The organism is Saprospiraceae bacterium (assembly GCA_016713025.1).
In the GTDB taxonomy this organism is placed as follows: domain Bacteria; phylum Bacteroidota; class Bacteroidia; order Chitinophagales; family Saprospiraceae; genus OLB9.
The window spans coordinates 3,468,285-3,483,569 of record JADJPZ010000004.1 but is presented as its reverse complement, the minus strand read 5'-3'; the positions used below and the strand labels follow the sequence as shown (position 1 = coordinate 3,483,569).

Genomic DNA, 15,285 nt, shown 5'->3' with positions numbered 1-15,285 from the left:
ATTTTTTGTAACTTTGGCACAATAAATTAAACATTTATCAAATTATTACTTAAACTAAATAATATTCAAATGAGAAATTTAATTTTAATAGCTTTTTTAGCTCTGAATGGTATTCTATATGGTCAATCACCTGTAGGAATATGGAAAAATCTGGACGATACCGATGGTAAAGAAAAATCGCATATCGAAATTTCTGAATCAGGTGGTGTCTTAAAAGCAAAGGTAATAAAGTTGCTGGCAGGTGCAACTATTAAAAAATGTGATGCCTGCAAAGGAGACAAGAAGGGAAAAGACCTTGTTGGCCTCGACATACTTTGGGGCATGAAAGAATCAGGTAAAATATGGGAAGGTGGCACTATCCTCGACCCTAAAACAGGTAAAGAGTACAATTGCAAGATTGAATTTGACGGTACTGAAAAGCTGAAAGTCAGAGGATATGTTGGTGTTTCTCTTTTTGGGCGAACTCAGACATGGTATAAAGTAAAATAAAATTATACTTCCCACAATAAAAAAACAATTTTCGTTGTTATAATACATATAAAGAATTTAATTGCTGAAAAACATAAGTTGAGATCTGATCTTGTGATTGAAGTTCATTTTTTTCGCAGTTTAATTTTTTTGACAGGAAAATTTATTTTATATTAAACCCTATTGCATGATACACGCCTACACTGAGAACCAAGTTATTCAATTCATTTTTAGAGAGGTTGATCTCTTCACGCGGCTCGAGATGGAGTTTGCAATGGAAGATGACAGCACTTTGCTGGAAACCTATCATGAATTGCTCGAAGCAAAACAATCTTTGCCAGATGTACGTTTCAGCCCTTCTGCAAAAAGTATAAACAGGGTATTGGAGTACAGCAGAAGTTTGTAAGCAAAACGAATTACATCCCAGAAAAGCCTCTGTCACATCGAATGATCATGTGTCAGAGGTTTTTTATTTAGGGCAAAAAATTCCTCCTGAAATCTTTTCTTACTATTAATAATAAATGTTTCAGGGTATTCTTATCTCAACCAAACCCAAGCATTCTCACCACCTGAGAATCAGTATACTCCAGGTTTGCCACAGTATCTCATCAACTCTTCACCCACATTAATTATTCTGATTTAGGGGTGCCAGAGTGTTTATGCACACATTATGAGAAGTAATTCAAAATAGAATTACCTTTACTCCTTCATTTTAATAACTATTTCCAATTATATGATCAATTATTCCCAATCGGCACTATACGGCATCATCGCCCACATCATAGGAAACCACAACGAAGGCGAAGATATTATATACAGCCCCGGACCCTTATCAATCGGAGACCGGGAATTATAAAACAAATTGCTCAACTATTTTTTCAGTCATTACAAAGATCCGGAATTTTACAGATTTTCTTTCCCTACCGGTGAGATCGAATTAAATCCTGTGTACAATTTTGCAGCTAATATTTTTGATGACCCTACATGCCTTCATGAACAATCCGTAAAAATTGCCCGGCATCTGTATGAAAAATCAAAACATCCCAACATCAAATCAGGTGAGCTGTATATTGCCTATTGTTCAAATATTCTGATAGATGATGAGCTTATCGAAGCAGTTGTAATATTTAAATCTGAAAACAAAGAAAATTACTTCCAGCTTCAGAATAAAAAGGAAGGCTTTACGCTTCACACAGACTCAGGCATACCAACAGACAAGCTGGATAAAGGCTGTATCATATTCAATAATGACAGAGATGAGGGATTTAAGATATGCAATATTGATCATAGCAACAGATATAAAGAAGCCCGGTATTGGAGAGAGGAATTTCTAATGATTACACCGGCAAAGGATGATTACCACATGACAAAAAATTATATTCAGGTCACAAAGAACTTTATTCGCGAGAGAATGCCGTCAGAATTTGATACAGGTAAAGCTGAAGAAGCAGCAACCATGAGCAGATCTTTTGAATATTTCAAGAACAATGAAAAGTTTGATTCTATGGAATATGAAAAAAAAGTATTTAAAGATGACAAAGTGGTAGATGCTTTCAAAGACTACAAAGGAGAATATCAAAATCTTAAAAATGCCACCTTGTTTGATGAATTTGATATTTCGGACTATGCCGTCAAAAAACAATCCAGAGTTTTTAAAAGTGTGATAAAATTAGATAAAAACTTTCATATCTATGTCCACGGAGATAAAAATAAGATCGAAAAGGGAACCGATAATGATGGGAGAAAGTACTACATATTGTATTATGATGATGAAAATTAGGAAATAATAAAATTTTGCGCGCACTTATGAGAAAAAGTTTGTACATTTGCGGCACATTTTAAAGAAAGAGTGAAAAGGGGACAGAAAGTTCCCTTTTTTATTGATGTAATGTTATGCAACTACCGGAGATAGACCAATTAATAAATCAGGGACTGACAGAACTTGGGTTGTCAGACTTGTATCTCATAGAGTGTAAGATAAAATCCAATAAAATTGAAATTTTTCTGGACAGTGATGAAGGAGTGAGTTTTTTGAAATGTCAGAAACTCAGCAGATGGTTAGAAGCAATATTTGATGAGAAAAAATCATTTGGCGATAATTACATCCTTGAAGTTTCTTCTGCCGGAGTAGGAAGCCCTTTGAAATTTCTGAGACAATACCTGAAAAATATAGGAAGAATCATTGAAATCAAATGCAGTGGCGGCAATCAGGTAAAAGGCTTACTTTCCGCAGTGACAGATGATATCATCCATGTCACGTATGATACAAAAGTCAAGGAAGGTAAAAAGAACAAAAAAGTAACGATAACAGAGCAAATAAAATTTAAAGACATAATTGAATCAAGAATTAAAATAAGTTTTAATTAATGAATTTAGTAGAATCCTTTTCCGAATTTAAAGAAGGCAAAAATATAGACAGACCTACTATGGTCCGTGTATTGGAAGATGTTTTCAGGACATTGATCAGAAAAAAGTATGGTTCTGATGATAATTTCGATGTCATCGTCAATACACAGAACGGTGACCTTGAAATGTGGCGCGTGCGGGTGATAGTACCCGATGGCGAAGTAACTGACGAATTGAGTCAGATATCATATACTGAGGCAAAAGCCATTGATGAAGCTTATGAAGTGGGTGAAGAATGCTATCAGCAATTGACACTCGAAGACTTCGGAAGGAGATCCATCATGGCCGCACGACAGACATTGATATCCAGAATCATGGACCTTGAGAAAGACGATGTTTACAAACGTTATATGGACAGGGTCGGTGATCTTGTAGTGGCTGAGGTAAGTCAGGTATTGAAAAAAGAAGTTTTAGTATTGGATGACGCTACACAATATGAACTTGTATTGCCAAAACTCGAAATGATCAAAGGTGACTTCTTCAGAAAAGGGGACATGGTGCGCGGAGTGATCAAGAGAGTAGAAATGCGCAATGGTTCTCCTATGGTGATGTTGTCCAGGACAGACAATACCTTCCTCGAAAAGATGATGGAACAGGAAGTTCCTGAGATTGAAGACGGACTGATCACTATCAAAAAAATAGTAAGAATGCCAGGAGAAAGAGCCAAAGTTGCTGTAGAATCATATGATGACAGAATAGATCCTGTTGGAGCTTGTGTAGGTATGAAGGGCTCAAGGATACATGGCATCGTCAGAGAATTGCGCAATGAAAACATTGACATCGTAAATTATACTAACAACACTTCATTATATATACAGAGATCGCTGACTCCGGCAAAGGTGACAAGTATCTCTCTGGATGAGGCCGCACTCAGAGCATCAGTCTACCTGAAACCAGATCAGGTTTCACTGGCTATAGGCAAAGGTGGAAGCAATATAAAGCTGGCCAGTAAGCTCACAGGATATGAGATTGATGTATTTAGAGATACAGATGATCAGGAAATCGAAGATGTAGATCTTGACGAGTTTTCTGATGAAATAGAAAGCTGGGTAATAGATGCCCTGAAAAATATAGGATGCGATACGGCAAAGAGTGTATTGGCTTTAAACAGAGAAGAACTGATCAGAAGATCAGACCTTGAAGAAGAAACAATAGACGATGTGCTAAGCATTCTGGCATCTGAGTTTGAAGAATAATTGATGCATATATAGTGGATCAATAAAAGTAAAAATATTTTAGTTCGCCGATGGCAGAAAGATTATTTAAAATAGCAAAAGAGCTGAACGTAGGTGTCGGTACCATAGTAGATTTTCTTGCTACTAAAGGGCATATCATTGAAAACAAGCCGACATCTATGATTTCTGAGGAAGTGCATGATCTGCTCCTCAAGGAATTCAGATCATCTATGGCTGAAAAAGAGAAGGCTGATAAAATCATCATAGGTAACCGACCAGGAGGTGATCATAAGCATACAGATGAAAAAGCTCCTGCTAAGCCACTTTTCTCTATTCCTAAATTTGGAATTGACAAGCCTTCTGCATCACCTGTTGCTACTCCTGTACCTACACCTTCTGCGCCAAGTACACCTCCGCAAGCTGCTCCGCCAGTTGTTGAAGAAACTCCAAAGGTGGAAGATCCAGTTCAAGTTGATGAAATATTAAAAACCACAACACCAGAATTACCGGGGCTCAAGGTCATGGGTAAAATTGACCTCGAAAAACCAAAACAAAAGCAAGAAGAGCCAAAAGAAAAAGAAGATATCAAGCCGATAGAGGCAAAAGAAGAAAAGCCAGTTGAAACCATTGTCGAAAAACCTGCTGAAATCGTTGAAAAAAGTACTCAGGTGGCTCAAGAAGAAGATTTTTTAAGAGCAAAGACACCTCAGCTCAAAGGACTCAAGATAATGGGCAAAATTGACACCAGCAAACTGGATAGTTCAACCAAGCCTAAACCTTCCGAAAAACCAAACGGACAACCATCTGATCAGCAGAAATCCGGAACTCAACAGCAAGGAAGTTCCATATCTGATGGCCAAAAAAGGAAAAGAAAAAGAAAAAAAATCGCTGGTACCGGTATGAGCGACCAAAGGCCTTCAGGAGATCCCAATAAAAAACCTGTTGGCGGCAAAGGTCCGCAGCCAAAAGAAGAAGTCAAAGAAGTTTCTCAAAAAGAAATTGACGAGAAGATCAAGGCGACAATGGAAAGATTGAATGTCGGTGGCAAAAACAAAAGACAAAAAATAAGACGTGACAACAGAGATGTCAAACGCGAAAAACAGGAACAATTAGATATTGAAAATGTAGACACTAAACTCAAACTTACGGAATTTGTATCTGTATCTGAGTTAGCAGGATTGCTGGATGTGCCTGTATCTCAAGTGATCACAACATGCCTGAGTCTTGGTATCATAGTTTCTATCAATCAACGCTTAGATGCTGAAATTATAGAGTTGGTAGCGGGAGAATTTGGGCATGAAGTAGAGTTCATAAGTGCTGAAGAGATAAGTGAAGACGATACCACGGAAGAAGACTTTGGTGATGACTCCATTCCGCGAGCACCGATAGTGACCGTAATGGGGCACGTAGATCATGGTAAAACATCATTACTCGACTACATCAGGTCAGCCAATGTGGCTGGTGGAGAAGCTGGAGGAATAACACAACATATCGGAGCTTATGAAGTAAAAGTAGGCCCCGATCTTAAGAAAATCACATTTCTGGATACTCCGGGACACGAAGCCTTTACAGCGATGCGTGCCAGAGGGGCCAAAGTAACAGACATAGCAGTAATCATTGTAGCCGCTGATGATCACATCATGCCTCAGACAAAAGAAGCAATAAGTCATGCTCAGGCTGCCGGTGTCCCTATGATTTTTGCAATCAATAAAATAGATAAAGCCGGAGCAGATCCTGAAAGAATAAAGCAGGAACTTGCATCCATGAATTTGCTTGTCGAAGATTGGGGTGGTACTTATCAATCTCAGGACATTTCGGCAAAACAAGGTCTGCACATAGACAAACTGTTGGAAAAAATTCTATTGGAAGCTGAAGTCCTGGAACTTAAATCCAATCCGGAAAGACCGGGATTGGGGACAGTCATCGAGGCTTCATTGGATAAAGGAAAAGGATATGTCACAAAAATTCTGGTCCAAAATGGAACAGTAGAAATAGGAGACTCATTGGTAGCAGGACCTTACTCCGGCAAAATCAAAGCCATGTTCAATGAACTCGGTAAAAAAGTCAAAAAAGCAGGTCCATCCACTCCAACGCTGATTTTAGGTCTCAGCGGAGCACCTCAGGCTGGAGAGAAATTCAAAGTAATGGGTTCCGATCAGGAAGCAAGACAACTTGCTGCCAAAAGAGCCCAAATAGAAAGAGAACAAAGTAACCGAGCAAGTAAGCGTATTTCTCTCGACGAAATCGGACGCCGTCTTGCATTAGGAACATTTAAAGAGTTGAATCTTATCGTCAAAGGTGATGTGGATGGTTCTATAGAAGCATTGGCGGACTCATTGATCAAACTTTCCGTAGAAACCATACAGGTAAATGTCATCCATAAAGCAGTAGGTGCTATCGCTGAATCTGATGTATTGCTCGCTTCAGCGTCTGATGCTATCATCATAGGATTCCAGGTAAGACCATCTGCCAATGCACGTGCTATAGCTGAAAGAGAAGGGGTTCAGATCAAAACATACTCTATCATATACGAGGCCATAGAAGAAATTAAGTCTGCTATGGAAGGAATGCTTGAGCCTACAAAAGAAGAAAAAATTGTGGCTCAAGTGGAAGTTCGCGAAACTTATACAATGTCCAAAATCGGAACCATTGCAGGATGTTATGTTACTGAAGGTAAAATCACTCGCAATACTTTCATACGGGTCATCAGAGACGGCATCGTTATTTTCCCAATCAAGGAAGGTGCCCAAGGTGAGTTATCTTCACTCAAGAGGTATAAAGAAGACGCAAAAGAAGTCAAAAACGGCCTTGAATGCGGCGTGACTATCAAAAATTTTAATGATATCAGAGTTGGTGACATAATAGAAGGGTATGATATCATTGAGATCAAACAGACTTTAAAGTAAGACCATTGCTGAAGCAAGATGTCTGAAAGCGACACCATCGACTATCAAAGATTAAGAGATCGTCTTGACTATTTAGCAGTCAGGTTCAATTGTCTTGATTTTATCGAATTAGACCCGATAAGTGTTCCGCACTGTTTTTCCAAAAAACAGGATATAGAGATTGCCGGTTTCTTTAGCGCTATTCTGGCATGGGGCAACCGAAAAACGATCATCACCAAAGCACGCGAAATTATAACACTGATGGATGATCAGCCATACGATTTCATCGTGCATCATAGTGAGGCGGAAAGAAAAAAAATGATCGGGTTCAAACACAGGACCTTTCAGAGCACAGACCTGCTTTTTCTTATCGAATTCCTTCAGATATATTATCGGTCCAATGAAAGTTTAGAGCAGGCTTTTTATTCTCAGGAGTCAGAACCTTACAATCAGAAAAATGCCCTGACACAGTTCTACGATTTGGTGTTTAATAATGAATTTGCGCCAGCCAGAACAAAAAAACACATAGCATCACCCCATAAAAATTCGGCTTGTAAGAGACTCAATATGTTTCTTAGGTGGATGGTGCGAAAAGATGACCAAAAAGTAGATTTCGGATTGTGGGACTCCATTCCGATGTCCGGACTTATGATTCCACTCGATGTTCATGTGGACAAATATGCAAGAAACTTTGGTTTGCTTACAAGGCGTTCATTGGACTGGATTACTGTAGAAGAGATCACTTCGCATCTGCGGATGATGAGGCCATCAGATCCCGTTTACTATGATTATGCTCTTTTTGGTTTGGGAGTACACAAAGATGAATTTTAGATTAGGGTTAAATAAAAAAATAACCTTGAATATTTAAGGTGGAATTATATAATAAAAGGTAGAATAATCGTTTCTTTGTATCCGTTTTTTAAATTTTTGGTAGCTATTTAGAGATATGCTTTCAAATTACACTAATTAACATTTTCATTAAAATTTGAGCATTCCTAAATAGTTATATTTTTCATCAAAAACCAACTTTATGCCCTTAAATGAAAAATACCTATTTTCAACTCATTAATCAGACATATTATTTTCCACAGGAAGGGTTTGATCTCAATCAGGGAAACCTGACTTTTCATGGAATTTCCCTCAAATACCTCATAGAAAAATACGGAACTCCTTTCCGACTTACATATTTACCAAGAATAGGTGATCAGATAAAAAAAGCAAAAAATTTTTTCAACAAGGCCATGAAGGCCAATAACTATAAAGGTGAGTATCATTATTGTTACTGCACCAAGTGCTGTCACTTTTCGCATGTCATCGAAGAGGCACTGGATCATAATGTTCATCTCGAAACATCATCATCCTTTGATATTGATATCATCAGAATCCTCCACGATAAAGGAAAAATCAATAAAAAAACCATTTTGATCCAAAACGGGCACAAGACGGAAGACTATCTCAACAAAATCATCGAACTGATCGAAGATGGATATGAAAACGTCATTCCTGTCATGGATAGTAAGTACGAATTAGATAGATTTTACAGCAAAACAAAAAAAGACCTTACTATCGGCATAAGGATGGCCATCAACGAAGAGCCGCAATCGGCCTACTACACATCGCGATTGGGCATTCGCAGTGCTGAAATCATAGACTATTATAAGACAAAAATTGCCAAGAAAAAAAGAGTTAAACTCAAAATGCTGCACTTTTTTGTGGACTCCGGCATCAAAGACAATCTTTATTATTGGGGAGAATTCAGAAAGGCTTTAAAGCTATTTGCTGAACTTAAAAAAATATGCCCTACACTCGATTCAATCAATCTGGGCGGTGGATTGCCTATCCGAAATAATCTCGGATTTGAATATGATTATAAGTATATGATCAGCGAACTCATCACCAATATCAAGGAAGTCTGTGTAGAAGAAGGTATAGATGAGCCGGATATCTATACGGAATTTGGAAAATACACCGTCGGCGAAAGCGGAGCCATCATATTTTCAGTATTGGAACAAAAGCAGCAAAATGACTCCGAATTGTGGTATCTGATAGACAATAGTCTGATGAACACCATTCCTGATGCATGGTCAATTTTTGAAAAATTTATCCTCCTTCCTGTCAACAAGTGGGATAATGAGTATTCCAGAGTGAACATAGGCGGTATCAGCTGTGACCATTCTGATTACTATAATTCTGAAGACTTAAATCAGGAGATTTACCTTCCTACTTACGACTCTGAAAAGGAAGAACCACTTTATCTGGGATTTTTTCATACTGGAGCTTATCAGGATGCCATCAGTGGTTACGGTGGTATCAAACATTGTCTTATTCCGGCTCCCAAGTCTGTCATCATCGATAGAGATGATAAAGGCAATATAGTAGACAGACTTTACAGAGATGAGCAGACTGTAGAACAAATGCTAAAGATTTTAGGATATTAAGATAAAACTAAAAAATGCAAATAACTGAGTTTTTAAAACACCATTACAAACATTTTAATGCGGCTGCCTTGATAGACGCTGCTGATGGATATATAGCCCACCTGGGTGAAGGAGGCAAAATGATGATCACCCTTGCCGGCGCTATGAGCACTGCCGAACTGGGAAAATCACTCGCAGAAATGATCAGACAGGACAAAGTACAGATCATCTCATGTACAGGAGCAAACCTTGAAGAAGATATTATGAATCTCGTGGCTCACTCCCATTACAAAAGAGTGCCCAACTACCGTGAACTTAGCCCACAGGACGAATGGGATCTGCTGGAAAATCATTATAACCGTGTCACGGATACTTGCATCCCGGAAGAAGAAGCTTTCAGAAGGCTACAAAAACACCTTTGGGACATCTGGAGTACTGCTGAAAAAAATGGTGAAAGGTATTTTCCTCATGAGTTTATGTACAAAATGCTACTCAGTGGTGTATTGGAACAATACTATGAAATCGACCCAAAAAACAGCTGGATGCTTGCAGCTGCAGAAAAAAACATTCCCATAGTAGTGCCCGGATGGGAAGACAGTACGATGGGCAATATTTTTGCATCTTATTGTATCAAAGGGCAACTAAAAGCATCTACCACGAAATCAGGTATTGAGTATATGATGTGGTTGGCTGACTGGTATGTCAAAAACAGTGCCGGTAAAGGGGTAGGATTCTTTCAGATTGGTGGTGGTATTGCTGGCGATTTCCCAATATGTGTAGTACCGATGCTGTATCAGGATATGGAAATGCACGACATCCCATTCTGGTCCTATTTCTGTCAGATAAGTGATAGTACAACCAGTTACGGATCTTATTCCGGAGCGGTGCCCAATGAAAAGATCACCTGGGGAAAATTAGATATCACTACTCCAAAGTATATCATAGAAAGTGATGCTACCATAGTGGCACCTTTGATTTTTGCCATTATCTTAGGTTGGTAAATAAATATCCATGTCCGGGAGACCTTACATTTTGGCAGAAACCAATTACCTTACTGTGAAGAGCAGCGGTTATGATGTAGCCATTTTGCCCTGGGGTGCTACCGAAGCACACAATTACCATCTGCCATACAGCACGGATACAATAGAAGCTGAAGCTATGGCTGCAGGTGCGGCGAAATATGCTCATGAAAAAGGTGCAAAGGTGATCGTACTTCCGGCCATTCCATTTGGTGTCAATACAGGTCAGCACGATGTCCCTTTGGATATCAATCTCAATCCTTCTACGCAAATGTTGATATTGACAGATATAGCGGATACACTCAACAGGCAAGGTATCTTAAGACTTGTGATTTTGAATAGTCATGGAGGAAATGACTTCAGGCAAATGGTCCGAGAATTGGGGCTTAAATTTCCCAGGATGCTCTTCTTTACGGTCGACTGGTACAAAATGAAAGACTTGAAATCCTGGTTTGAAGAGCCCGGAGATCATGCAGGCGAAGCAGAAACTAGTATCATGATGCATCTGAAACCTGAATGGGTAATGCCACTGGAGATGGCAGGTTCCGGGAAGGCTAAAAAATATAAATTTAAAGCAATAAATGAAGGTTGGGCATGGGGAGAACGCCATTGGCTAAGTGTGACAGAAGATACCGGAGTAGGTGACCCATCTAAAGCAACAGCGGAGAAAGGTAAAATATTTATGGAGTCACTATATCAAAAAATAGGTGAATTTTTATTTGAGATTGCAAATTCCGGCGTTGATGATTTATACATTTAAAAAGTTACCGATCTTTATCGTAATATCTCTCCGACATTAGCACTTATAGTCTCATAAAGCTGATCTGTAGGCAGGTCATTGGCATCAGTACCGAAAGGATCTTCTATTTCCTCAGCAAGGAGTTCTATACTTGCAAATACATAGAATATAAGTGCAACTATAGGCATGGCCCAATAGCCAAACTCCCGCACAAATCCGATAGGCATGGTAAAGACATAAATAAAAATGATCTTTTTCAGATAAAGACTGTATGAGTATGGTATCGGGGTTTTCTTGATTCTTTCGCAAATGCCTATATTGTCTGTGAAAGATCTTAGTTCTTCATTGATATACAGCAATTGGTGATCTGTAATGTGCTTTTGGTGATATAATTGATGAATTTCAAGGTAGATAGCTTGCATTATACGATTTGGGAGATGAGTGCAATTTTCAAAATATACTTCAGGATATTTATCCGTAAAAGATAACTGATTTACCGCAAAGACTCCCCGAAGGTGCTCTTTAGTAGCCAGAATATAGTTGCTTATCAATGTATGAAATTCTGCCTTTTGTTCTTTGCTGAGACTTAATACTGATAGTTTTAGTGCCAGATTACGGGAGTTGTTAACATAGCTACCCCACGCTTTACGCCCTTCCCACCATCTGTCATAAGCAGTATTTGTCCTGAATACCAACAACATAGAAAGTACAAAACCTACTAAAGCATGTATTGCAGTAGTGTTTTTAAAAGTAGCATGAAACACTTCATTTTCTAAATACGCAACAAACCCTGTAAACACAGCCACACCTATGATACCAGGCAGCATCATGCGGAATGTGTCACTTTTGTGAAATGCAAAAATGAGTTTCCACCAGTCTTTGGGATTATAAATTATCATGATTTAAAAATTGTGCTTATCTGATCCTGGATATATCAGGGCAGGTGATTCCACCAAAATATCTCACAAATGAAATGCCGACGAATGTGTATTTGTCATTGCCTTTTGAGTCTCCACGTTGCCTTCCGGCATCACCAAGTCCATCGGCCAAAGATCTGTCAGAAAGTGCTACTCCGATCTGCCCTCTGGTACCCAATAGCTCACTTTTTTCCGGAAATACTGTACTCACATCATCTAGATAGTCTGTAAATAAAAATCTTGCTCCGATTTCGATATTGATGCTAGATGACTTATTTATATCAAACTTGAAACCACCTCCCAACACCAGCCCTATATTAAAAAGTCCGTATTCACTTCCCGGAGCCTGTCCCTCGGTGCCGTATTCCCTTAGGTTATATCTTTGCCCGTTGAGTTCTGCTGTAGGGTTGTATTTCACAAAATTAAATCCACCAAATATATATGGAGTTTTATTGAATGTCAGGTGACCATGCTCGTAATGAAAAAAATTAAACTCCAGGACATTGGTTATATCTAAAATATTGGAGCGAAAACTAAGATTACGGTTTCGTTCCCAATTGTTGTCAGAATCAGCATCGTCAGCACCTACTCTTCCAAAATTTAATGATGTTTTGAATGCTATCCGATGATTGAAGTTATATCTGGCTAAAAATCCACCGGAAAGACCGGGTTTGCCTATCTTCAAAGAAGTATTCAAGTCTCCATGATAAAAAGCTGTACCGAGCCATCCCCCTACTTCCAATCCCTTTTGGGACCATGAATGAATCACAGATCCTGATATTAATCCAATAATGAGTATGACTGTTTTTATTTTCATCCAGATGATACAATAATAATTGGTCTTATAACGCCGATATTTGATGTTTTGGTGTAAGCTATCTTATAATATTTCCAAACTTATAAAAGAAGTCCTATCTATTTGTAAGACTAAAACCTTTTTTTCAAACAAAAATTCCTGTTGGCTAATTTCTTTTCCATTGACCAAAACTCTCGAAGGTACGAAAGGCAGGCCGTACACTTCCACTTTGTAATGTGAGTATTCGGGTTCAAAATGTCCATTTCTACGCAATGACATTTGGAATGAATCGGATGTAGAATTGGTGATAAACTTCTTTAGGTTATAAATACCCTTTTCATAATCATACCCGTCTCCACTGTCTTCATAAAGATAACTCACAATGTCCGACCCACCATAATACGCCTTAAGTGTGAGCATTTCGACTGGTTTTTGCCCTACATATTGCATTACCGGATTAAACGGCAGAACAGCACCTTCTCTGATGTACAAAGGTATTTCTTCCAATGCAGCATCAGCCAGCATCTCCTTACCACCTTCCAACAATTCATAGGACCAATAGTGGTACCAATTGCCTTTGGGCAGGTACACATAACGTGATTTTGCATTGGGTTCCAATACTGGACAAACCAAAATATGGTCTCCAAGTAAAAACTCATCGACCCGATACAGGGTGTCCTGATCTTTCTGATCATGTATTGAAATCGGCTTCAACATTGGCGTATATTCATACACGTACTGATAGAAAGTCGTATATATGTAGGGCAAAAGCTGATACCTCAATTCAATATATTTTCGAATCAAAAGGAGAGCATCTTCTCCAAACGACCAGGGTTCCTGATCTCCATGATCTCCTGAACTATGACACCTGAAAAATGGATGAAAAACAGCCAGCTGAATCCATCTTACATACAATTCAGGAGTGGGTTGATCTATAAAACCACCGATATCACTGCCCACAAAAGAAAAACCTGAAATAGCAAGTCTCTGGCATTGCATCGTAGCTATCCATAGATGCTCCCAGGAGGCAATATTGTCCCCGGTCCATGCAGATGCATACCTTTGGGTTCCCGCATAAGCAGATCGGGTGATAATCAGAGGGCGAAGCCCGTTTCTGTATTTTTTCACTCCTTTGTAGGTAGCTCTGGCCATCTGAGTGCCATATACATTGTGTGCTTTCCTATGACTGCAGTGGTTTCCATCATAATCATGCCTTACATCATCAGGAAAAGTTTTTCCATCAATTTCAAACAATGCAGGTTCATTCATATCATTCCATACACCACTTACTCCGACATCTTCGATGAGCTCCTGAAAAAGTCCGCTCCACCATTTTCTCACCTTAGGATTGGTAAAATCGGGGAAATAACAATCGCCAGGCCACACTTTTCCTTTCATATAGGGTCCATCTGCTCGCCGACAAAAATAATTATTTTCTAACGCTTCTTTATATACATGATACTCAGGATCTATCTTAATCCCCGGATCTAAGATCACTACCGTTTTGAAACCTTGACTTTTCAAGTCAGATACCAACGTTTTGGGTGCTGGAAATTTTTCATAATCCCAGGTAAAACACCTGAAACCATCCATATAATCTATATCCAGATATATAGCATCGCATGGTATGGACAATGCTCTCAGTTTTGTAGTTATTTCCCGTACTTTTTTTTCAGGATAATAACTCCATTTGCTCTGTTGGTATCCCAGTGCCCAAAGTGGTGGCATCTCCGGCGTCCCGGTGAGCATAGTGTATCTACGTGTGACATCTATGAGTTCCGGTCCATAAATAAAATAATAATTCATTTCACCTCCTTCGGCCCAAAAACTGGCTACTGATCTCCTCTCTGAACCAAAGTCAAAATGTGATTTGAATGTATTGTCAAAAAATATCCCGTATCCCATACCTGAATGTATCGCAGTGTAAAAAGGTATAGCTTTATATATGGGATCTTCTTCTTTTTTAAATCCGTAGGTATCCATTGCCCAGTTTGTTACCCTTCGGCCGCGCAAATTAAGATGCATGGTTTTGTCTCCCATTCCATAAAAATGTTCGCCTTCCTGGACCATTTTACTCATCTTCACATTATTACCACCATATTGTGGGTGCTCATTCCAGTGAAATCCCTTCTCGTCCCTACATATGATCAGCCCATTGATATCAGTAAATGAAATGTTACAATCAGTTTTATTGATATTTACTATGAGCGATGCTGTCCTTAACTCCACATGATTGGGTCGGATATTGGGAAAAACATCCGTATTTTCAGGAACAAATTTGCTACTGATGGCGTATGAAAAATCATTTTCAAAGTGACCATCCGGAGCATATCTTATCCGAATGATGTGGTCAGATAATACCATAATCTGTATGGCACACTGACTTTCAGTGGTCACTGTAAACATATTTTGTTTGCGCCCGATATCGACAAACTTACCCGGCAATAAGTCGTTAAGCATTTC

General features: G+C 38.9%; 13 protein-coding genes. 10 read left to right on the top strand and 3 right to left on the bottom strand.

Features of this window, described 5'->3' with window-relative positions:
- Positions 1-69 precede the first annotated feature (69 nt).
- The 10 genes from IPK35_21130 to IPK35_21085 all read left to right on the top strand — a co-directional run bounded on the left by IPK35_21130 (position 70) and on the right by IPK35_21085 (position 11,130).
- Positions 70-489, top strand: a complete 420-nt coding sequence (locus IPK35_21130; protein MBK8055704.1) for a DUF2147 domain-containing protein — start codon at positions 70-72, stop codon at positions 487-489.
- 166 nt (positions 490-655) lie between these two features.
- Positions 656-874 carry a hypothetical protein gene (locus IPK35_21125; GenBank protein MBK8055703.1) on the top strand — a complete coding sequence of 73 codons (219 nt, stop codon included), beginning with the start codon at positions 656-658 and terminating at the stop codon, positions 872-874.
- A gap of 456 nt (positions 875-1,330) precedes the next feature.
- Positions 1,331-2,248, top strand: coding sequence for a nucleoid-associated protein (locus IPK35_21120; GenBank protein MBK8055702.1), 918 nt, complete (start codon positions 1,331-1,333; stop codon positions 2,246-2,248).
- 113 nt (positions 2,249-2,361) lie between these two features.
- A complete protein-coding gene (locus tag IPK35_21115; GenBank protein ID MBK8055701.1) occupies positions 2,362-2,835 on the top strand; it encodes a ribosome maturation factor in 474 nt (157 codons plus the stop codon).
- The gene (nusA, locus tag IPK35_21110; protein ID MBK8055700.1) at positions 2,835-4,070 is read left to right on the top strand and encodes a transcription termination/antitermination protein NusA; all 1,236 of its coding nucleotides are present in this window, start codon (positions 2,835-2,837) and stop codon (positions 4,068-4,070) included. The genes IPK35_21115 and nusA overlap by 1 nt, the downstream gene beginning before the upstream one ends.
- A 50-nt stretch (positions 4,071-4,120) precedes the next feature.
- Positions 4,121-6,955, top strand: coding sequence for a translation initiation factor IF-2 (gene infB, locus IPK35_21105; protein ID MBK8055699.1), 2,835 nt, complete (start codon positions 4,121-4,123; stop codon positions 6,953-6,955).
- Positions 6,956-6,973: 18 nt separating this feature from the next.
- Entirely contained in the window at positions 6,974-7,765 is a 792-nt protein-coding gene (locus IPK35_21100) for a TIGR02757 family protein (GenBank protein MBK8055698.1), read from the top strand.
- Positions 7,766-7,974: 209 nt separating this feature from the next.
- Positions 7,975-9,372 carry an arginine decarboxylase gene (locus IPK35_21095; protein MBK8055697.1) on the top strand — a complete coding sequence of 466 codons (1,398 nt, stop codon included), beginning with the start codon at positions 7,975-7,977 and terminating at the stop codon, positions 9,370-9,372.
- Between the two features lie 14 nt (positions 9,373-9,386).
- Entirely contained in the window at positions 9,387-10,352 is a 966-nt protein-coding gene (locus IPK35_21090; GenBank protein MBK8055696.1) for a deoxyhypusine synthase family protein, read from the top strand.
- Between the two features lie 10 nt (positions 10,353-10,362).
- Entirely contained in the window at positions 10,363-11,130 is a 768-nt protein-coding gene (locus tag IPK35_21085; GenBank protein MBK8055695.1) for a creatininase family protein, read from the top strand.
- Positions 11,131-11,144: 14 nt separating this feature from the next.
- Here IPK35_21085 and IPK35_21080 read toward each other — a convergent pair whose 3' ends face one another.
- The 3 genes from IPK35_21080 to IPK35_21070 form a co-directional block, all read right to left on the bottom strand.
- Positions 11,145-12,008, bottom strand: a complete 864-nt coding sequence (locus IPK35_21080) for a hypothetical protein (protein ID MBK8055694.1) — start codon at positions 12,006-12,008, stop codon at positions 11,145-11,147.
- Between the two features lie 16 nt (positions 12,009-12,024).
- On the bottom strand, positions 12,025-12,792 hold the full coding sequence (locus tag IPK35_21075; GenBank protein ID MBK8055693.1) for a hypothetical protein: 768 nt from the start codon (positions 12,790-12,792) through the stop codon (positions 12,025-12,027).
- A 114-nt stretch (positions 12,793-12,906) separates the two neighbouring features.
- Entirely contained in the window at positions 12,907-15,282 is a 2,376-nt protein-coding gene (locus IPK35_21070; protein ID MBK8055692.1) for a glycoside hydrolase family 31 protein, read from the bottom strand.
- Positions 15,283-15,285 lie beyond the last annotated feature (3 nt).